The following is an 18285-nucleotide window of genomic DNA, read 5'->3' on the forward strand; positions in this document are numbered from 1 at the left end:
AACCCCCCGGTTCCACGCCGCCCACCCCGAACGGTGCCTCCCCCTCCACGGCGCGCCCGGGTGGCCCCCCTCATCATGTTCCACTCGGGATCGCCGATACGGACACCGTGCGGAAACTACTCTCAGTAGCTCCCTATGTGCAACAAGGTATCAGTGACATGAGTCACCTTCACCCCATGATGCCGAACAGTTATCCTCCGTAACACCACTTTCCTCGGCCCCACAACCCCAAGCGGGCGGGAACGCGCGTCTTCTCGCAGGTCAAACGCCAGTAGGAGGCACTCTGGCGAGTCCGACAGGTCGTGCGCACCGACGCCGAATGGGCGGAGGCGCTCGCGGCGGTCAGGGGAGCACTCCGGCCCGGCGGCTCGTTCTCGTTCGAGACCCGCGGGCCCTGGCACCGGGTCAGGAAACGCCGCGGAAGAAGGCGCGGATGTCGTCCGCGAGCAGCTCCGCCTCCTCCATCGCGGGGAAGTGGCCGCCCTCGGTGAACTCGCTCCAGTGGCCGATCGCCTTCCACGGGTCCATCGCGCGGCGCATGACCGGGTGGGTGTCGAACACGGCCCATCCGGACGGCACCCCGGAGCCCATGACCACGTCGGCCCCGGAGTGCTCGGACTCGTAGTAGAACTGCGCGCTCGACGCGCCGCTGCGAGTGAACCAGTACAGGCTGACGTTCGTGAGGAGCTGGTCGCGGTCGACCGTCTCGTCCGGCGTCCGGTGGACGCCGTCGGCCCTGGTCTTGAACTTCTCGGCGATCCACGCGAGCTGACCGACCGGCGAGTCGGTGAGAGCCGCGCCGATCGTGTCGGGACGGTGGCTCTGCGTCTCGAGATACCCGCGATCGGCCGCGTCCTCGGCGCGCACCGCCTCGATCTGGGCGATCTCGTCATCGGACAGGCCCTCGGGGAAGGGGAACTTGTCGCCGAGCAACCCGAGCCACCGGGGGTCGGCGCCCAAGTGCGTGCCGATGAGGCGCTCCGGGTAGAGCGCCGCGAGACGGCCGGCGGTGCCCGCACCCATGTCCGTGCCGTGGGCCGCGAACCTCTCGTAGCCCAGACGCGTCATGATCTCGGCGTAGGCGTCCGTCGTCCGCGCCAGATCCCAGCCGGTCCCTGACAGCGGGGTGGAGAACCCGAAGCCGGGCGGCGACGGGATGACCACGTGGAACCCATCGGTCAGCAGCGGGATGAGTCGCTGGTACTCGACGAACGAGCCCGGCCAGCCGTGGTTCAGGATCAGCGGGGTGGCCTCCGGGTTCGTCGATCGCACGTGGACGACGTGGAACGTCTGGCCGTCGACGACCGTCGTGAACTGTTGGTACTCGTTGAGCTTCTCCTCCTGCGCACGCCAGTCGAACCCCTCACGCCAGTACTCGGCGAGCTCTTTCAGGTACACCAGCGGGATGCCGCGGCTGAAGTCGGCGCGATCGTCCCGGCCCGGCACGGGGATCGGCCAGCGCGTGTGCGCCAGCCGGTGACGCAGGTCGTCGACGTCGGCCCGCGAGATGTCGATGCGAAACGGTGTGAGTGCGTCGTCCTCGTTCATGGCACCGACGTTCCCAGGCAATGCGGCAGGTGAGCTTCCGCGATTGCTGAGATGATGGAGAACATGTTGGAGACCTCGGCCCGCCTGCTCGAACTGCTGTCATTGCTCCAGCTCAAGCGCGACTGGACGGGCTCCGAGCTCGCCGGCCGGCTCGATGTGAGCACGAGGACCGTGCGCGCCGACATCGACAAGCTGCGGTCGCTCGGCTATCCCGTGGACGCGCGCCCCGGCGTCGCGGGCGGGTACCGGCTGGCCGCCGGGACGGCGATGCCCCCACTGCTGCTCGACGACGACGAGGCCGTCGCCGTCGCGGTCGGACTGGGTGCGGTCGCGACCCAAAGGCTCGGCGTCGAAGAGACGTCGCTCACCGCGCTCGCGAAGCTGGAGCAAGTGCTGCCCTCGCGCCTGCGTCGGCGCGTCGAGGCGGTACGCGGGGCGATGAGCGTCGTCCCAGGGTCGCAGCCGCCGCTCGATCTCTCGGTTCTCGGCGCGGTCGCCGCCGCGATCCGCGGCCACGAACGGCTCCGGTTCGGGTACACCAAGCCCGGGGGCGGCCACGGGGCCCGCCACACCGAACCGCAACGGCTGGGGAGGTNCGCTCTGGTACCTGCTCGCGTGGGATCTCGACCGTGACGACTGGCGGGTCTTCCGTGTCGACCGCATGGTCGCGCACGCACCGACGGGCGCGCGGTTCCGGCCGCGCGTGATCCCGGAGGACGATGCCGTCGAGTACGTCGTCGGACGCGTCAGCAAGGCGGCCTGGAAGTACCGCGCCCGGGTACTCGTGCACGCTCCCGCCGCCAAGATCGCCGCGAAGATCCCCATCCCGGTCGACATCGAGGCGGTCGACGAGTCCACGTGCCAGGTCGAGCTGGGTTCCGACGACCCGGACCGGCTCGCGTTGTGGATGGCGCAGCTCGACGTCGACATCGAGGTGATCGACGGAGACGGTCTCGCGGCGGCGTTCGATCGCCTCGCGACGAGGTTCCGCCGCGCGGCGGGTGGCGCATCCACGATGTGAGCCTCGGCCGTCGGTCCTTCGACGACGTCGTCCAGGGCCGGCGAAGGAGCCCTGGGAAACTCCACTTCCCACGCATCACCGCCGTACCAGCCCAGCACCGGGCCAGCGGCGGTCCAGTGGTCCGGGCATAGGCTGGGCCCATGACCAAACGGGACACGGACACACCGGTCGTACTGTCGAAGATCTACACCCGCACCGGGGACCAGGGCACCACCGCGCTCGGCGACATGAGCCGGACCGGTAAGAACGACACGCGACTGGTCGGATACGCCGACACCGAGGAGGCCAACGCCGCCATCGGCGTCGCCCTGGCCATGGGTGAGATCCCCGACGACGTGCGCACCCTGCTCACCCGGGTGCAGAACGAACTCTTCGACCTCGGAGCCGACCTGTCCACGCCGATCGTGCCCGACCCGGAGTTCCCGCCGCTGCGCGTCCTGCCGGAGTACATCACCCGGCTGGAGGAGGCCTGCGACGCCTACAACGCGGAGCTGCCCACGCTGCGCAGTTTCATCCTGCCCGGGGGCTCCCCCACGGTCGCGCTGCTGCACACGGCGCGCATCGTGGTCCGCAGGGCCGAGCGCAGCGTGTGGGCCGCGATCGAGGAGCACGGCGACACCGTCAACCCGCTGACCGCCCAGTACCTCAACCGCCTGTCGGACCTGCTGTTCATCCTCGGCAGGTACGTGGCCTCCGACGGCGACGAGATCCTGTGGAAGCCCGGCGGGGAGCGTTAGCGCGCGAGCTCGCGTTCGACGGCCTCCACCTTGCTGTGCAGGCCGTCGACCACGCCCTCGCGGATGTCCGCCTTCAGAGTGAGGCTGATGCGGTGCGCGCCCTGTCCGGCCGCGTCGACCGCGCGCCTGACGACGTCCATCACCTCGTCCCACTCACCCTCGACACTGGTGAACATGGAGGTGGTCTCGTTGGGCAGCCCACTGTCGCGTACCACCTTCACCGCGCGGGCGACAGCGGGAGCGATGTGCTCGTCGGTACCGAGCGGGGTCACAGAGAAAGCGACGATCATGGGGCCACCCTAGGCGTCCCGTCACCCTCTGTGAAGGACGACACTCACGCCTCCCACTGCGTCCCCGGAGGCATCGACTCCATCCAGGACAGGAAGCCCGTCAGCGCGGCGTCGCCCATCGCGATCTCGAACTCGGGCTCCAGCGGATCCGCGCCGTCCGCACCCGTCCAGGCGACCTGGACGACGCTCACATCGCCCGGAAGGTGGGCGCGGTCGTCCTCGTCGGGGGACCGACGCCCCACAACGACGAGACCGCGGCGCGACAGCATCGCTGTCGGCCGCGGTCTGAGCGAGAAGATCGGGAACCAGCCCAGGCTCTCCGTGCCGTACCGGCCGAAACCGATACGCCAGGAGCCCCGGCGGCCCCGTACGCCGGGGGCACGCAGATAACACTCCACGGCCCCGCCTCGCCGTACCAGGAACCACCGGCGCAGGGTGATTCCGGCGAGCACCGCGATGAGGACCAGGAGCAGGACGAGGACGACCCACTGTGTCGACCCCGGCCACGAGACCATTCCCGCCAGAGCGGATTCCCTCTGCTCCATGTCCCCCCTCGGTCCCAGGTTCGCTAGGCGACGTCCTCGCCAGCGGCACGCAGGCGGCTGCGGGCACGACCCTGGGCGTCGTTGTCGCCCTCCTCGGTCGCGCTCGAGAGCGCGGTCCGCGCACGGTCCACGTCGACGTCCTCCGCCAGCTCGGCGGTCTCGGCGAGGATGGAGACCCGGCCCTCACCGGTGACCGACACGAAACCGCCGTGCGCGGCCGCCCGCACCTCGCCGGTCTCGCGCGCGCCCAGGACGCGCACGACCGCGTCTTGGGCCAGGAGCGCGAGCACGGGCAGGTGCCCCGGCTGCACACCGATCTCGCCGTCGACGGTCTTGGCGATGACCATGTCGCCCTCGCCCGCCCAAACCTCACGTTCGGGAGAGACGATCTCGACGAAAAGCTTCTTCGACACTGCCACAAACTCCTCGGCTAGCGGGCGAGTTCGGGCGGGTCGACCCCGTCACGGAGTCGACCCGCCCGCAAGAAACTAGCCCTGCAGCTTCTTGGCCTTCTCGACGGCCATCTCGATGTTGCCGACGTCGAGGAACGCCTGCTCGGGCAGGTGGTCGTACTCACCGTCGCAGACCGCCTTGAAGGAGGCGATGGTCTCCTCCAGCGGAACGAACACGCCCGGGTTGCCGGTGAACTTCTCGGCGACGAACATGTTCTGCGAGAGGAAGCGCTCCAGGCGCCGCGCCCGGTTGACGATGATCTTGTCCTCTTCGGACAGCTCGTCCATACCGAGAATGGCGATCTGGTCCTGCAGGTCGTTGTTGCGCTGCAGGATCTCCTTCACGCGCTGGGCCACCTGGTAGTGCTCCTCGCCCACGTACTGCGGGTCGAGGATGCGCGAGGTGGAGGCCAGCGGGTCCACCGCCGGGTAGATGCCCTTCTGCGAGATCGGGCGGGAGAGCTCGGTCGTCGCGTCCAGGTGGGCGAAGGTGGTCGCCGGAGCCGGGTCGGTGTAGTCGTCCGCGGGGACGTAGATCGCCTGCATCGAGGTGATCGAGTGACCACGCGTCGAGGTGATCCGCTCCTGGAGCTGACCCATCTCGTCCGCCAGGTTGGGCTGGTAACCCACGGCCGAGGGCATGCGGCCCAGCAGCGTGGAGACCTCCGAACCCGCCTGGGTGAAACGGAAGATGTTGTCGATGAACAGGAGCACGTCCTGCTTCTGGACGTCGCGGAAGTACTCCGCCATCGTCAGAGCGGACAGCGCCACACGCAGACGGGTGCCCGGAGGCTCGTCCATCTGGCCGAAGACGAGAGCGGTGTCCTGGAGGACCTCCATCTCGTCCATCTCCAGGAAGAGGTCCGTGCCCTCACGGGTGCGCTCGCCGACACCGGCGAACACGGACACACCACCGAAGTTGCGGGCGATACGAGTGATCATCTCCTGGATCAGCACGGTCTTGCCGACACCGGCACCACCGAACAGACCGATCTTTCCACCACGCACGTACGGGGTGAGGAGGTCGATCACCTTGATGCCCGTGACCATCATCTCGGTCTTGGACTCGAGCTGGTCGAAGGCCGGGGCCTTACGGTGGATCGGCCAGCGCTCGGTGACGTTCAGCTCCGAGGTCGGCACGTCCAGGGACTCGCCCAGGGTGTTGAACACGTGGCCCTTGACGACGTCGCCCACGGGGACGCTGATCGGGGAGCCGGTGTCGCGCACCTCGGCGCCGCGCACCATGCCGTCCTGCGGGGCCAGGGAGACGGCCCGCACCAGGTTGTCACCCAGGTGCTGGGCGACCTCCAGGGTGACGGTCTTCTCCTTGCCACCGACGGTGACGTCGGTGTGCAGGGCGTTGTAGAGGGCAGGGAGGGAGCCGACGGGGAACTCCACGTCGACGACCGGGCCGGTGACCCGGGCGATGCGGCCGGTGGCGGTGCCAGCCCCAGCCGTCCCTTCAACAGTCGCAGTCACTTTTGTTACTCACTTCCCGCGCTGGCAGCAGCGAGCGCGTCGGCACCGCCGACAATCTCACTGATCTCGTTGGTGATCTCGGCCTGACGCGCCTGGTTGGCCAGACGGGTCAGGTTCTTGGCGAGCTCCTCGGCGTTGTCGGTCGCGGCCTTCATGGCCGCGCGACGGGACGCCTGCTGGGACGCGGAGGACTCCAGGAGCGCGAAGTAGATCCTGTTGGTGACGTACTGCGGCAGCAGTCGGTCCAGGGCCTCCTCCGCGGACGGCTCGAACTCGTACAGGGACAGCGGCCCCTGCTCGGCCTCCAGCTCCTCCTTCGACACCGGCTCGACCTCCAGGGGGAGGGTCCGGACGGTGTGCGCCCGCTGGGTCAGCATGGAGACGAACTCCGTCGAGATCACGTGGATCTCGTCGACGCCGCCGTCGGCCGCGTCGGTGGTGAACTTCTCCAGCAGCGCGGAGCCGATCTCCTGGGCGTGCGCGTAGGTCGGCCGTTCGGTGATGCCCTCCCACGTGGCCTCGACCGGACGGTCGCGGAAGTTGTAGAAGTTCACACCCTTGCGGCCCACCATGTAGGTCAGGACCTCCTTGCCCTGCTCCTTCAGGAGCTGGGTCAGGGAGTCCGCCTCCTTGAGCACGTTCGCCGAGAAGGCGCCGGCCAGGCCCTTGTCACTGGTGATGACGAGGACGGCCGCGCGGGTGGGCTTGTCCGACTCGGCCAGCAGCGGGTGGTCGCTGACCCTGGCGGTCAGAGCCGACACGGCCCGCGTGATCTCCCGCGCGTAGGGTCCGGCAGCCTCCGCCGCACGCTGCGCCTTGGTGATGCGCGTCGTGGCGATGAGCTCCATCGCGCGGGTGATCTTCGCCGTCGCCTTGGTCGAGCGGATCCTCCGGCGATAGACGCGAAGCTGTGCACCCATGGGTTACTTCCCGCCCTTGGCGACCTTGATGGTCTCCTGGCCGACCTTCTCCTCGTCGAGCGCCTCGGCGCCCAGCATCGTGCCGGCGGAGGTCTTGAAGCCCTGCTTGAACTTCTCGACCGCGCCCTCGAGGGTCTTCTTGTCCGTGTCCTCGAACTTGCCGCTGTCACGGATGCTGGCCAGGACGCCCGCGTGCTCACGGTCGATGTAGGCCAGGAAGTCCTCCTCGAAGCGGCGCACGTCCTCGACCGGGACGTCGTCCAGCTTGCCGGTGGTACCGGCCCAGATGGACACGACCGTCTTCTCCATGGAGAACGGCGAGTACTGGCCCTGCTTGAGCAGCTCCATCATCCGGGCGCCGCGCTCCAGCTGCTGCTTGGAGACCGCGTCCAGGTCGGAACCGAAGGCGGAGAAGGCCTCCAGCTCGCGGTACTGCGCCAGGCTGAGGCGGAGCGTACCGGAGACGCCCTTGGTCGCCTTGGTCTGCGCCGCGCCACCGACACGGGAGACCGAGACACCGACGTTGATGGCCGGGCGCTGACCCTGGTTGAACAGGTCGCTCTCCAGGAAGACCTGGCCGTCGGTGATGGAGATGACGTTGGTGGGGATGTACGCCGAGACGTCGCCCGCCTTGGTCTCGATGATCGGCAGCGCGGTCATCGAACCCTTGCCCATCTCGTCGGAGAGCTTCGCGCAGCGCTCCAGGAGGCGGGAGTGCAGGTAGAAGACGTCACCCGGGTAGGCCTCACGGCCCGGCGGGCGGCGCAGCAGCAGGGACACGGCGCGGTAGGCCTCGGCCTGCTTGGTCAGGTCGTCGAAGACGATGAGGACGTGCTTGCCCTCGTACATCCAGTGCTGGCCCAGGGCCGAACCGGTGTAGGGGGCCAGGTACTTGAAGCCCGCGGGGTCGGACGCCGGAGCGGCGACGATGGTGGTGTACTCCATCGCGCCGGCCTCCTCGAGGGCGCCGCGCACACCGGCGATCGTCGAGCCCTTCTGGCCGACCGCGACGTAGATGCAGCGCACCTGCTTGTCGGGGTCCCCGGTCTCCCAGTTGGCCTTCTGGTTGATGATCGCGTCGATGCAGACCGCGGTCTTACCGGTCTGGCGGTCACCGATGACCAGCTGGCGCTGGCCGCGGCCGACCGGGGTCATCGTGTCGATCGCCTTGATACCGGTCTGGAGCGGCTCGTGGACCGGCTTGCGCTCCATCACCGTGGCGGCCTGGAGCTCCAGCTCACGCCGCTCGGTCGTCTCGATCTCGCCCTTGCCGTCGATGGGGGCGCCCAGGGGGTCCACCACGCGGCCAAGGAAGTTGTCGCCCACCGGCACCGAGAGGACCTGGCCGGTGCGGCGCACCTTCTGGCCCTCCTCGATGCTGGTGAAGTCGCCCAGCACGACAGCACCGATCTCACCGATCTCCAGGTTCTGGGCCAGGCCCAGGGTGCCGTCCTCGAACTTCAGCAGCTCGTTCGCCATCGCCGAGGGAAGGCCACCGACGCGGGCGATGCCGTCACCGGAGTAGGTGACGGTTCCGACCTCTTCCGCGCGGGTGGCGTCAGGCTCGTACGACTGGACGAAGCGCTGCAGCGCGTCCCGGATCTCATCCGGCCGGATCGTCAGCTCCGCCATCTCTGCGTTGTCCTTGCTCTCAAATGGCGCCGGGCTGGCGCCGTGCGTGCTTGCCTTGCGTGTTCGCGTGTGTCAGCCAGCCAGACGGCGCTGGACCTCAGCGATGCGCCCGGCGATGGTGTCGTCGATGACCTCGTCGCCCACCTGGATGGACAGTCCACCCAGGACCTCGGGGACGATCTCGATGTTCAGGTGGATGTCGCGGCCGTACTTCCGGCTGAGCGCGGTCCGCAGGCGCTCCTGCTGGGCCTCGCTCAGGACGTGTGCGGCGCGGACCACGGCGACGTAGTGCTGGGCCCGCTCGGCGACCAACTGCCCGAAGTGTTCGAGCGCCTGCTCCAGGGTACGTCCCCGCGGGCGGGTGACCGCCTCGCCGACCAGGGCCAGCGTCGCGGAGTTCACCTTGCCCGAGAGCAGGTTCTCCACCAGCGAGCGCAGGTGCTCGGCGGCCACACCCTCGCGGGTGAGCGCCGCGCGCAGCTCCGGCTGGGAGACGACGATCCGCTGGAAGCGGAACAGTTCGTCCTCCAACTCGTCCAGGCGCGAGCCCTCGACGGAGGCGACGGTGGCGTAGACGCCCATGCGCTCGACGGCCTCGACCATGTCGGCCGCGGAGGACCAGTCCTGCTGGACGACGTCGCCCACCACGATGAGCGTGGACGGCGACACCTTGGTCTCCAGCAGCTGCCCGACCAGGGCGGTCTTGCTCTCGGCCGGGTTGGACTGGTCCGCCAGCCAGCGGCGGGGCGAGGGNNCAGGGCGACGACCTCGAAGAGCTCGCCGCCGAGGGAGGCCGCGTACTGGCCGGCGTCGGCCGACGCCAGGACGTTCTCGTCCAGGCGCCGGGTCACCTCAGCCAGGGAGGTACGGCTGATACCACGCATCAGCGCACCTCGGCCTGCGTCGAGCCCTCGCTCTGCTCCAGCTCCTCCAGGAACCGGTCCACCACGCGCGAGCGCGCGGCGTCGTCGCTGAGGGTCTCACCGACGATGCGGGTCGCGAGCTCGGTCGACAGGGCGCCGATCTCACCGCGGAGCTGGACGATCGCCTGCTGGCGGTCGGCCTCGATCTGGGCCTGGGCGGCCTCGACGATCCGACGCGCCTCGACCTGGGCCTCCTCGCGAGCCTCGGCGATGATCGCCGCGCGCTGCTCCTTGGCCTTCTCCAGCTCCTGGGCGTACTCGCGGTGCGCCTCCTCGAGCTTCTCCTTGTACTGCTGGCGGATCTCGTCCGCCTCGGCCTCGGCCTTCTGAGCGCGAGCGATGCCACCCTCGATCTGGTCGGCACGCTCGTCAAGCGCCTTCGTCAGCTTCGGCCACATCTTGTAGACGACGGCCAGGATGACGAGGAAGGCGATGAGACCGAAGGTGAACTCGTCCCAGTGAATGCGCAGGACGTTCTCATGTTCAGCTGCCAAAATCACGGTTGGCATCCCCTTCGCGTTCGATTAACCGGTGTCTAGCCCTGGGCGAACGCGAGAACGAAGCCGAGGATGGCGAGGGCCTCGATGACCGCGAAGCCGAAGATCATCTGGCCCTGGAGGACGCCGCGCGCCTCGGGCTGACGGGCGATGGCCTGCACGCCGAGACCGAAGACGAGGCCGACGCCGATGCCGGGGCCGATGGCGGCGAGACCGTAACCGATGGTGTTGATGCTGCCGGTGATGTCCATGCTGATTTTCCCTTTACTTCTCGCCGGCGACCATGGTGCCGCCGGTGTGGGTGACGATTCGGACGGGGTCTTGGGGTGCGCGGAGACACGGGCCGTGCGGCCGGACTCCTAGTGCGCGCCCTCCAGCGCCTCACCGATGTAGATGGAGGACAGGAGGACGAAGACGTAGGCCTGGACCGCCATGATGAACAGCTCGAAGGCCGTGAAGACCAGGAAGCCGACCAGGGCGATACCGGAGTAGCCCACCGAGATGGCGCCGAAGAGCGGGCCCATCGGGGAGGTGGGGTTGAACATGTAGAACCCGGCGGCCGCGAACAGCGCGAGCAGCAGGTGCCCGGCGAACATGGTCGCGAACAGACGGATCATGTGCGTGGCGGGCCGGATGATGAAGTTCGACAACGCCTCGATCGGCACGACCACCGGCAGGATCCATCCAGGGACACCGCTGGGGACCAGACGGGCCTTGAAGTGGCCGCCGAACCCGTGGTGACGGATGCCGATGACGTTCCACAGCAGGAAGACGATGATGGCCAGGACCGCGGGGAAGGCCAGGTTGGAGGTCACCGGCAGCTGAAGGCCGGGGATGAGACCCATGATGTTCATGCTGAAGATGAAGATGAACAGGGTCACCATCAGGGGGAGGTAACGGTCCCCCTCCTTGCCGATGGCGGTCCGGGTGACCTGGTCGCGCAGGAAGCCGACCAGCAGCTCGGCCACGCTCTGACCGCGGCCCGGGACGACCTTCGCGTTGCGCGTGGTGAAGTACCAGAAGGCGGCGGCGACCAGCAGGGCGACGACCGCGACCAGGTAGTACTTGTTCAAGCCGGAGGTTCCGGGAAGCCCGAAGTCCAACCACGGGGTGGGGAAGAACAGGCTGACTCCCGGGGGCTCGAACCCACAGCCGAAGTCGTTGAAAATGTGGCAGCCTTCTTCGGACGCCGCGACGACGCTCACGTCAGCACCCACGGCGATCCCTTTCGTCGTGACGCAACTCAATCCTCAGGGTTGTGTTCGGTACGGTGCCGCGCCGAGCGCGGGCGGGCGCACCTCGATGTTCGGTCAGGACCGGACATGCTGGGCGTAGATGAGGTAGATCCCGCCGACCAGGCCGATGACCATCCCGATGGGCAGGAACAGGGCGGAGAAGCCCAGTGCCCAGTCGGCGACCCAGCCCACGCCGCCCCAGAAGGCGAGGCCCCCCAGCAGATACGAGACGAGAGTCGTGCCGTTCGGGGCCGACGGTCCGTCGTCCCCTTCTCGGTTCTCGTTCATCTCGCTCCGGAAGATAGCAGTAGGTCAGCGGGCCGCGCACACCACCCCGCCCGCGCGGGTTCACTGGTGTACCCCACTGTCCTCGGTGGTGGCCTCGTCCTGTTCCCCCTCGGGGACGATGGTCGGCTGCTTGCTCCGCTTGATGGCCACGGCCTGAGCCGCGAGCCACGCGATGACACAAGCGAGCGCCGACCACCCGAAGACGGTGGTGTCCAGGGCCGTGGTGCCCCTGAACAGGAGGAGGATGGCCAGCAGGATACCGAGCTTGGTCGTGTAGACCAGGAACGCCACGGGGAGCAGCAGTTCCGGCCGTCGACCGCCGGTCCAGGAGATGACGAAGGCCGAGACGGCGAAGGCGCCGATGACCAGCACCACGCCGAACAGCGCACCGAACAGGCCCTGGGTCCCGGCCAGAGCGACACCGACGATCAGCGCGACCACGCCGACGACGGCAGTCGGAAGCGCGGCGCCTCGGAGAATCCGGGCGTCGTGTTCCTGCATGACAAAGCTCCGTGGGGTTCAGTGGGATCCTGCTCGTGAAAGCTATCACAAGGTTTTTGGTGCCGAATCCCGGGGTTCCTTAACGCACCCTTAACGCCGCGCGAAGGCCCTCGTGCGGGCGCTTTCCGGGACTGATGTCACCTTCACCACACCACACCCGAAGTCCGGCATCGCAGGTCAGAGACACCACGTTTGGGGAACCCCGTCCCCACGCGTGACCGTTCCTTCATCCATCGGATGTCGGATGGTGATGACGGGCCGCCGCGACGCTCCGGCGGCCGCTCCACGGAAGCAGGCCCCGGCGGCGCAGCCGCGGCAGTGCGATGAGCCCGACGGCGCAGGTGGCGACGAGGGCGGTCACCGACAGAACGATCGCGGGTGAGTCGAAGATCGACAGCGACACCGAGGCGAAGGCCACGATCCCGGCCCACAGGTACATCAGGAGCACCGCGCGCACGTGGCTGTGCCCCATGTCCAACAGGCGGTGGTGCAGGTGACCGCGGTCCGGGGCGAACGGCGACTTGCCCGCGAGGGTGCGCCGCAGCACCGCCAGCACCAGATCGGCCAGAGGCAGGGCGATGACCAGCAGCGGGAGCAGGATGGGCAGGAAGACCACCAGGCCCGAGGAGTTGAACTCCTCCCGGGCGGTGTTGGCGTCGAACTGTCCGGTCACCGTGATGGTGATCGAGGTGAGCAGCAGTCCCAGCAGCATCGACCCGGTGTCGCCCATGAACACCCGGGCCGGGTGGAAGTTGTGGAAGAGGAAGCCCACACAGGTGCCCGCCAGGATGATCGCGATCATCGCCGGGTAGGACTGGCGGACGAACCCCTGGTCCACCGCGACCACGTAGTAGTAGGCGAAGAACGCCATGGACGAGATCGCGACGATGCCCGCCGCGAGCCCGTCCAGTCCGTCGGCGAAGTTCACCGCGTTGATGGTCACCACGATGAGCAGGACCGAGATCATCGCGCCCAGCCACGGCCCCAGGGACAGCTGCGTCCCGGGCAGCGGCAGCCACAGCAGCTGCACTCCCTGCGACACGAGGATCCCCGCGGCGGCGACCTGCCCCGCCAGCTTGCTGAGCGCGTCCATGCCCCAGCGGTCGTCGACGATCCCGATGATCGTGATCAGCCCGCCCGCCAGCAGCAGCCCGCGCCAGGTGTGGGCGACGAAGACGTTCTGCAGGTGCGGCAGTTGAGCGGAGATCAGCAGTGCCGCGGCGAAACCACCGTAGATCGCGATCCCGCCGAGGCGCGGGATGGGTTCGGTGTGCACGTCGCGGTCGCGGACCGGCGGCGTGGCACCGAACCAGATCGCGCCGCGCCGCACCAGCGGAACGAGGAGATAGGTCACCGCGGCGGCGATGACGAAGGTGAGTGCGTACTCCCGCACGTCCGGGCCCCTCTAGTTCTCGGTGCGGTCGCCGTCCGCGGTCCGGCCGCCGTCCACGGGCGCCTCGGAGCCGGTGGGAGCGGAGTCCGCCGGGGCCTCGGTCCCCCGCGCGGCGGGGGTCCTGGCGTTCTCGGAGGCCTCGGGGGTGTCGGTCGCTTCGGAGGTTTCGGGAGCGTCGGTCTCCTCGGGGGTCTCGGACCCCTCGGAGCCCTTCGCCTCCTCGTCCTTCTTCGGCTTGGTCCGTCCCTTGCGCAGCTCACCGATGACGGTGCCGCACACCCCGCGCAGCTGTTCGATGGTGATGGCGCCGGAGCGCAGCACGCGCGGGACCGCGTAGGTGAGGTCGACGATGGTGGAGGCGACCGGCGACTCGCTCACGCCGCCGTCGAGGTAGACGGCCACGTCCTCCTCACCGAGCTGTTCGATCGCCTCCTCCACACGGGAGGCGGCGGGCTGGCCGGACTTGTTGGCGCTGCTCACCGCCATCGGCCCGACCTCCTTGAGCAGTTCCAGGGCGACCGGGTCCATCGGCATGCGGACGGCCACGGTGCCCTTGGTGTCGCCCAGGTCCCAGTTCAGGCTCGGAGTCGCGGTGCACACGAGGGTCAGCGGACCGGGCCAGAACTCCTCCATCAGGTCCCGGCCGTGGTTGCCGAGGTCCTCGACGAGTGCCATGGCCGCGCGCATCGAACCGACCAGCACGGGCGGCGGCATCTCACGGCCGCGCCCCTTGGTGGCGAGCAGACCCGCCACCGCGGTCGGGCTGAAGGCGTCGGTGCCGATGCCGTACACGGTGTCGGTCGGCAGCACGACAAGGTCGCCTCGGCGTACCGCTGACGCGGCGTCGGCGATGCCGTCCTTGCGGGCGGTCTCGTCCGAGCAGTCGTAGATGCGGCTCACCAGCGTTCACCTCATTCTCAAGCGGATCGGGTGGGGGTGGAGGTCTCGTTCGGGCGCCGCCAGGGGTCTGCGAGACGGGGCAGGCCGCGGTCGAGGATGAAGACACCTGGCCTTTCGGGCGCCCGAACACGGTCCGAAGCGAAGCGGCGGGACCGAAGCAGACACAGCCTAGCCGTCCTCGTCGGCACGGCGCATGACCACGAAGCGGTCGCGTCTGGCCATGTCCTTGCGGTTGAGGACGTCACGCCATCCCTTGTCCTCAGGGAACAACCACGGGATGTCGATGCCCTGGCCGTCGTGGTGCTCGACGGCCATCGCACCGCCGGGGCGCAGCAGGCGGCGACCGACCGCCTCCAGGTCGCGGATCATGTCCAGGCCGTCCTCGCCGGACCACAGCGCCGGGGCGGGGTCGTAGTCGCGCACCTCGGGCGGGATGTCCCCGGCCTCCCGGGTCGGCACGTACGGCGGATTGCTGATGAGCAGGTCGACGCGGCCGTTGAGCTCGGGCAGGGCGGTGCGCATGTCGCCGAGGTGGGGAGTGACCCGGTCGGCGTGGCCGCTGGCGTCGATGTTGCGGCGGGCCCATCGCAGGGCGGCGGGGTCGATCTCGACGGTGTGCACGCGCGAGCGCGGGACCTCCTGGGCGATGGAGATCGCGATCGCGCCGGAGCCGGTGCCCAGGTCGACGACGAGCGGGTCGGCGACGTCCATGGCGCGCAGCGTGTCGATCGCCCAGTCGACCATGATCTCGGTCTCCGGGCGGGGGACGAACACACCGGGTCCCACCTGGAGTTCCAGGTAGCGGAAGTAGGCGCGGCCGGTGATGTGCTGGAGCGGTTCACGTGCCTCGCGGCGGGCGACGCACTCCCAGTACCGGGCGTCGAAGTCGGCGTCGCGTACCGCGTGCAGTTCCCCTCGACGAACACCGTGGACGAACGCCGCGAGCTCCTCGGCGTCCGTGCGAGGCGATGCCACGCCCGCCTCCGCGAGTCTCAGTGTCGCGCGGGCGACCTCGTCGAGCAGGAAGTTCATGATGACTGGGCCGCTTCGAGCCTTTCCTTGGTGTCGGCGTCCACCAGAGCCCTGATGACCCCGCCCAGCTCCCCGTCGAGGACCTGGTCGAGGTTGTAGGCCTTGTAGCCGACGCGGTGGTCGGAGATGCGGTTCTCCGGGAAGTTGTAGGTGCGCACGCGCTCGGAGCGGTCGACCGTGCGGACCTGGCTCTTGCGCTCGGCGGCGGCCTCGGCGTCCGCGCTGGCCTGGGCCTCGGCGTAGATGCGGGCGCGCAGGATGCGCATGGCCTGCTCCTTGTTCTGGAGCTGGCTCTTCTCGTTCTGGCAGGAGGCCACGATCCCGGTCGGGATGTGGGTGATGCGGACCGCCGAGTCGGTGGTGTTGACGCTCTGGCCGCCGGGCCCGGAGGAACGGTAGACGTCGATCCGCAGGTCCTTGTCCTGGATGTCCACCTCGATCTCCTCGGCCTCGGGGACGACGAGCACACCGGCGGCGGAGGTGTGGATGCGGCCCTGGGACTCGGTGACCGGCACGCGCTGGACGCGGTGCACGCCGCCCTCGAACTTGAGCATCGGCCACACGCCCGTGCCGGGCTCGGGGGTGCCCTTGTTCTTGAAGGCGATCGTGATGTCCTTGTACCCGCCCAGGTCGGAGTAGGTGGAGTCGATGACCTCGGTCTTCCAGCCCTGGCGCTCGGCGTAGCGCAGGTACATGCGGACGAGGTCGCCGGCGAACAGGGCGGACTCCTCACCGCCCTCACCCGCCTTGACCTCCATGATGAGGTTCTTGTCGTCGGCGGCGTCGCGCGGGATGAGCAGGTAGCGCAGACGCTCGGTGAGGTCCTCGGCCTCCTGGGCCAGCCGGTCGGCCTCCTCGGCGAAGGACGGGTCCTCGGCGGCGAGCTCGCGCGCGGCCTCGATGTCGCTCTCGATCCCCTTGAGCGCCCGGTAGGCCTCGATGATGGGGGTGAGCTGCGAGTACCGCTTGCCCAGTGTGCGCGCCTGATTCTGGTCAGCATGCACCTCGGGGTCCGCGAGCTGCTGTTCCAGCTCGTAGTACTCCCCCAGAAGATCGTCCAGCTTCACTTCCGCCACGTCCCCGTCTTGTTCGTTCGCCTCGCCTCACCGTTCCCCGTGCGGGGATGGACCCGTCCCGTGGCGCCGCCCACGCGGGTCGGCGCCACGGGAACGTGGGCGGCGCTACTTGCGCTTGCCGAAGCGCTTCTCGAAGCGGGCGACCCGGCCACCGGTGTCCAGGATCTTCTGCTTGCCGGTGTAGAACGGGTGGCACTCGGAGCACACGTCGGCGCGCAGCTTGCCCTCGGTGATGGTGCTACGGGTGATGAAGTGGGCCCCGCAGGTGCAGGTCACCTCAGTCGCCACGTATTCGGGGTGGATGTCGGCCTTCATGTGTGTCTCCTCGTTAGGGCGACCGCCGGACGCATGCCAGGCGCACCACCGGCGGGGGTGGCGCGTTCGTCGTGGGTCATGCGCGAACCGGTGCCGCGTAGATCCAGGTGGTCGGGTGGCGGGCCCCTCACGGAGGGGCGGGCCGGTCCCGGTTACCAGTCTGCCAGACCCTCAACGCTCCCGGGACCAGTGCCCATTCCCGTGCGCGGGGGCGCGGAGGGCTCCGGCGCACGGCCGACGGCCCCCACCCGAAAGGGCGGGGGCCGTCGGCGTCGGGGTCGGCCACGAACGTCTAGCGCTCGGGACCGACGGTGGTCTGCTGCACCTGCATCAGGAACTCCGCGTTGCTCTTGGACTCGCGCATCTTCTCCAGCAGCAGCTCGATGGCCTGCTGGGTGTCGAGCGCGTGCAGCACCCGGCGGAGCTTCCAGACGACGTTCAGCTCCTCACGCGACATCAGGATCTCCTCCTTGCGCGTGCTGGAGGCGTCGACGTCGACGGCCGGGAAGATCCGCTTGTCGGCCAGGCCCCGGTTGAGCTTGAGCTCCATGTTGCCGGTGCCCTTGAACTCCTCGAAGATCACCTCGTCGGCGCGCGAGCCGGTCTCCACCAGCGCGGTCGCCAGGATGGTGAGCGAGCCGCCGCCCTCGATGTTGCGGGCGGCGCCGAAGAAGCGCTTGGGCGGGTACAGCGCCGTGGAGTCCACACCACCGGACATGATGCGCCCGCTGGCCGGGGCGGCCAGGTTGTAGGCGCGACCCAGGCGGGTGATGGAGTCCAGCAGGACGACGACGTCCATGCCCATCTCCACGAGCCGCTTGGCCCGCTCGATGGCCAGGTCCGCGACGACCGTGTGGTCCTCGGCCGGGCGGTCGAAGGTCGAGTGGATGACCTCGCCCTTGACCGTGCGCTGCATGTCGGTGACTTCCTCGGGCCGCTCGTCGACCAGGATCACCATGAGGTAGCACTCGGGGTTGTTCTCGGTGATGGCGTTGGCGATCGCCTGCATCACCATCGTCTTACCGGCCTTGGGCGGCGAGACGATGAGCCCGCGCTGCCCCTTGCCGATGGGTGCGACGAGGTCGATGATGCGCGTGGTGAGAACGTTGGGCTCGGTCTCCAGGCGCAGCCGCTCCTGCGGGTAGAGCGGGACGAGCTTGGAGAACTCCTGCCGGCCCTTGGCCTGGTCGGGCGACATCCCGTTGACCGAGTCCAGCCGCACCAGGGCGTTGAACTTCTCCCGGCGCTCGCCCTCGCGCGGCTGGCGGACCGCACCGATGATGTGGTCGCCCTTGCGCAGGCCGTGCTTGCGCACCTGGGCGAGGGAGACGTAGACGTCGCTCTGCCCGGGCAGGTAACCCGTGGTCCGGACGAACGCGTAGTTGTCCAGGATGTCGAGGATGCCCGCGACCGGCAGCAGGACGTCGTCGTCGCCGATCACCGGCTCCTGGTCCTGGCCGCCGCCGCGCCCGCGGCGGTCCCGGCGGTCCCGGCGGCGACC

19 protein-coding genes and 2 pseudogenes are annotated in these 18285 nt (G+C 68.9%); 2 read left to right on the forward strand and 19 right to left on the reverse strand.

The genetic code is table 11. The features are described 5' to 3' along the window. Positions 1–405: 405 nt before the first annotated feature. The gene (locus tag D471_RS0120445) at positions 406–1548 is read right to left on the reverse strand and encodes an epoxide hydrolase family protein (protein WP_017600343.1); all 1143 of its coding nucleotides are present in this window, start codon (positions 1546–1548) and stop codon (positions 406–408) included. A gap of 63 nt (positions 1549–1611) precedes the next feature. Here D471_RS0120445 and D471_RS42655 point away from each other — a divergent pair. Together D471_RS42655 and D471_RS0120455 are read left to right on the forward strand one after the other, a co-directional pair. Beyond that, positions 1612–2569 (forward strand): annotated as a pseudogene (locus D471_RS42655) (helix-turn-helix transcriptional regulator). A gap of 140 nt (positions 2570–2709) precedes the next feature. After that, positions 2710–3306, forward strand: a complete 597-nt coding sequence (locus tag D471_RS0120455) for a cob(I)yrinic acid a,c-diamide adenosyltransferase (RefSeq protein ID WP_017600344.1) — start codon at positions 2710–2712, stop codon at positions 3304–3306. Here D471_RS0120455 and D471_RS0120460 read toward each other — a convergent pair. The 18 genes and pseudogenes from D471_RS0120460 to rho form a co-directional block, all read right to left on the reverse strand. Beyond that, on the reverse strand, positions 3303–3596 hold the full coding sequence (locus D471_RS0120460) for a thiamine-binding protein (RefSeq protein WP_017600345.1): 294 nt from the start codon (positions 3594–3596) through the stop codon (positions 3303–3305). The two genes, D471_RS0120455 and D471_RS0120460, sit on opposite strands and share 4 nt — an antisense overlap. A gap of 44 nt (positions 3597–3640) precedes the next feature. Beyond that, entirely contained in the window at positions 3641–4141 is a 501-nt protein-coding gene (locus D471_RS0120465; protein WP_241479670.1) for a DUF2550 domain-containing protein, read from the reverse strand. A gap of 23 nt (positions 4142–4164) precedes the next feature. Beyond that, a complete protein-coding gene (locus tag D471_RS0120470) occupies positions 4165–4554 on the reverse strand; it encodes a F0F1 ATP synthase subunit epsilon (protein WP_017600347.1) in 390 nt (129 codons plus the stop codon). Positions 4555–4629: 75 nt separating this feature from the next. Further along, the gene (gene atpD, locus D471_RS0120475; protein WP_026127909.1) at positions 4630–6072 is read right to left on the reverse strand and encodes a F0F1 ATP synthase subunit beta; all 1443 of its coding nucleotides are present in this window, start codon (positions 6070–6072) and stop codon (positions 4630–4632) included. 5 nt (positions 6073–6077) lie between these two features. Continuing rightward, positions 6078–6992: a F0F1 ATP synthase subunit gamma gene (locus tag D471_RS0120480; RefSeq protein WP_017600349.1), complete on the reverse strand. Its 915-nt coding sequence runs from the start codon at positions 6990–6992 to the stop codon at positions 6078–6080. A gap of 3 nt (positions 6993–6995) precedes the next feature. After that, positions 6996–8624 carry a F0F1 ATP synthase subunit alpha gene (gene atpA, locus D471_RS0120485; RefSeq protein WP_017600350.1) on the reverse strand — a complete coding sequence of 543 codons (1629 nt, stop codon included), beginning with the start codon at positions 8622–8624 and terminating at the stop codon, positions 6996–6998. Between the two features lie 72 nt (positions 8625–8696). Then, a pseudogene (locus D471_RS35345) lies at positions 8697–9508 on the reverse strand (F0F1 ATP synthase subunit delta). Next, positions 9508–10056 (reverse strand): F0F1 ATP synthase subunit B, encoded by a 549-nt coding sequence (locus D471_RS0120495; RefSeq protein ID WP_040690482.1) that lies wholly within the window; start codon positions 10054–10056, stop codon positions 9508–9510. The pseudogene D471_RS35345 and the gene D471_RS0120495 overlap by 1 nt, the downstream one beginning before the upstream one ends. A 26-nt stretch (positions 10057–10082) precedes the next feature. Then, positions 10083–10295, reverse strand: a complete 213-nt coding sequence (gene atpE / locus D471_RS0120500; protein ID WP_017600353.1) for an ATP synthase F0 subunit C — start codon at positions 10293–10295, stop codon at positions 10083–10085. Between the two features lie 108 nt (positions 10296–10403). Further along, on the reverse strand, positions 10404–11261 hold the full coding sequence (gene atpB / locus D471_RS0120505; RefSeq protein ID WP_017600354.1) for a F0F1 ATP synthase subunit A: 858 nt from the start codon (positions 11259–11261) through the stop codon (positions 10404–10406). A 93-nt stretch (positions 11262–11354) separates the two neighbouring features. Next, the gene (locus D471_RS0120510; RefSeq protein ID WP_017600355.1) at positions 11355–11567 is read right to left on the reverse strand and encodes a hypothetical protein; all 213 of its coding nucleotides are present in this window, start codon (positions 11565–11567) and stop codon (positions 11355–11357) included. 60 nt (positions 11568–11627) lie between these two features. After that, on the reverse strand, positions 11628–12068 hold the full coding sequence (locus D471_RS0120515) for a hypothetical protein (RefSeq protein ID WP_017600356.1): 441 nt from the start codon (positions 12066–12068) through the stop codon (positions 11628–11630). A gap of 226 nt (positions 12069–12294) precedes the next feature. After that, positions 12295–13461 (reverse strand): MraY family glycosyltransferase, encoded by a 1167-nt coding sequence (locus D471_RS0120520; RefSeq protein WP_017600357.1) that lies wholly within the window; start codon positions 13459–13461, stop codon positions 12295–12297. 12 nt (positions 13462–13473) lie between these two features. Continuing rightward, positions 13474–14361, reverse strand: a complete 888-nt coding sequence (locus D471_RS0120525) for an L-threonylcarbamoyladenylate synthase (RefSeq protein ID WP_017600358.1) — start codon at positions 14359–14361, stop codon at positions 13474–13476. Between the two features lie 168 nt (positions 14362–14529). Beyond that, complete coding sequence (prmC, locus tag D471_RS0120530; RefSeq protein ID WP_017600359.1) at positions 14530–15393, reverse strand: peptide chain release factor N(5)-glutamine methyltransferase; 864 nt, start codon at positions 15391–15393, stop codon at positions 14530–14532. Further along, the gene (gene prfA / locus D471_RS0120535) at positions 15390–16460 is read right to left on the reverse strand and encodes a peptide chain release factor 1 (RefSeq protein ID WP_017600360.1); all 1071 of its coding nucleotides are present in this window, start codon (positions 16458–16460) and stop codon (positions 15390–15392) included. Before prfA ends, prmC begins: the two co-directional genes overlap by 4 nt. Before the next feature lie 114 nt (positions 16461–16574). Then, positions 16575–16784: a 50S ribosomal protein L31 gene (gene rpmE, locus D471_RS0120540; RefSeq protein WP_017600361.1), complete on the reverse strand. Its 210-nt coding sequence runs from the start codon at positions 16782–16784 to the stop codon at positions 16575–16577. A gap of 292 nt (positions 16785–17076) precedes the next feature. Next, positions 17077–18285: transcription termination factor Rho (rho, locus tag D471_RS0120545; RefSeq protein WP_017600362.1), on the reverse strand; the 1209-nt coding region annotated here is incomplete at its 5' end.

The organism is Nocardiopsis lucentensis DSM 44048 (genome assembly GCF_000341125.1).
GTDB classification, from domain to species: Bacteria; Actinomycetota; Actinomycetes; order Streptosporangiales; family Streptosporangiaceae; genus Nocardiopsis; species Nocardiopsis lucentensis.

What these genes read in the sequence shown, in the direction of transcription:
- atpE (WP_017600353.1), bottom strand. Translation starts at nt 10,295, where the DNA reads ATGGACATCACCGGCAGCATCAACACCATCGGTTACGGTCTCGCCGCC.
- D471_RS0120460 (WP_017600345.1), bottom strand. Translation starts at nt 3,596, where the DNA reads ATGATCGTCGCTTTCTCTGTGACCCCGCTCGGTACCGACGAGCACATC.
- D471_RS0120510 (WP_017600355.1), bottom strand. Translation starts at nt 11,567, where the DNA reads ATGAACGAGAACCGAGAAGGGGACGACGGACCGTCGGCCCCGAACGGC.
- D471_RS0120445 (WP_017600343.1), bottom strand. Translation starts at nt 1,548, where the DNA reads ATGAACGAGGACGACGCACTCACACCGTTTCGCATCGACATCTCGCGG.
- D471_RS0120495 (WP_040690482.1), bottom strand. Translation starts at nt 10,056, where the DNA reads ATGCCAACCGTGATTTTGGCAGCTGAACATGAGAACGTCCTGCGCATT.
- D471_RS0120515 (WP_017600356.1), bottom strand. Translation starts at nt 12,068, where the DNA reads ATGCAGGAACACGACGCCCGGATTCTCCGAGGCGCCGCGCTTCCGACT.
- rpmE (WP_017600361.1), bottom strand. Translation starts at nt 16,784, where the DNA reads ATGAAGGCCGACATCCACCCCGAATACGTGGCGACTGAGGTGACCTGC.
- D471_RS0120465 (WP_241479670.1), bottom strand. Translation starts at nt 4,141, where the DNA reads ATGGAGCAGAGGGAATCCGCTCTGGCGGGAATGGTCTCGTGGCCGGGG.
- prmC (WP_017600359.1), bottom strand. Translation starts at nt 15,393, where the DNA reads ATGAACTTCCTGCTCGACGAGGTCGCCCGCGCGACACTGAGACTCGCG.
- D471_RS0120480 (WP_017600349.1), bottom strand. Translation starts at nt 6,992, where the DNA reads ATGGGTGCACAGCTTCGCGTCTATCGCCGGAGGATCCGCTCGACCAAG.
- D471_RS0120455 (WP_017600344.1), top strand. Translation starts at nt 2,710, where the DNA reads ATGACCAAACGGGACACGGACACACCGGTCGTACTGTCGAAGATCTAC.
- atpA (WP_017600350.1), bottom strand. Translation starts at nt 8,624, where the DNA reads ATGGCGGAGCTGACGATCCGGCCGGATGAGATCCGGGACGCGCTGCAG.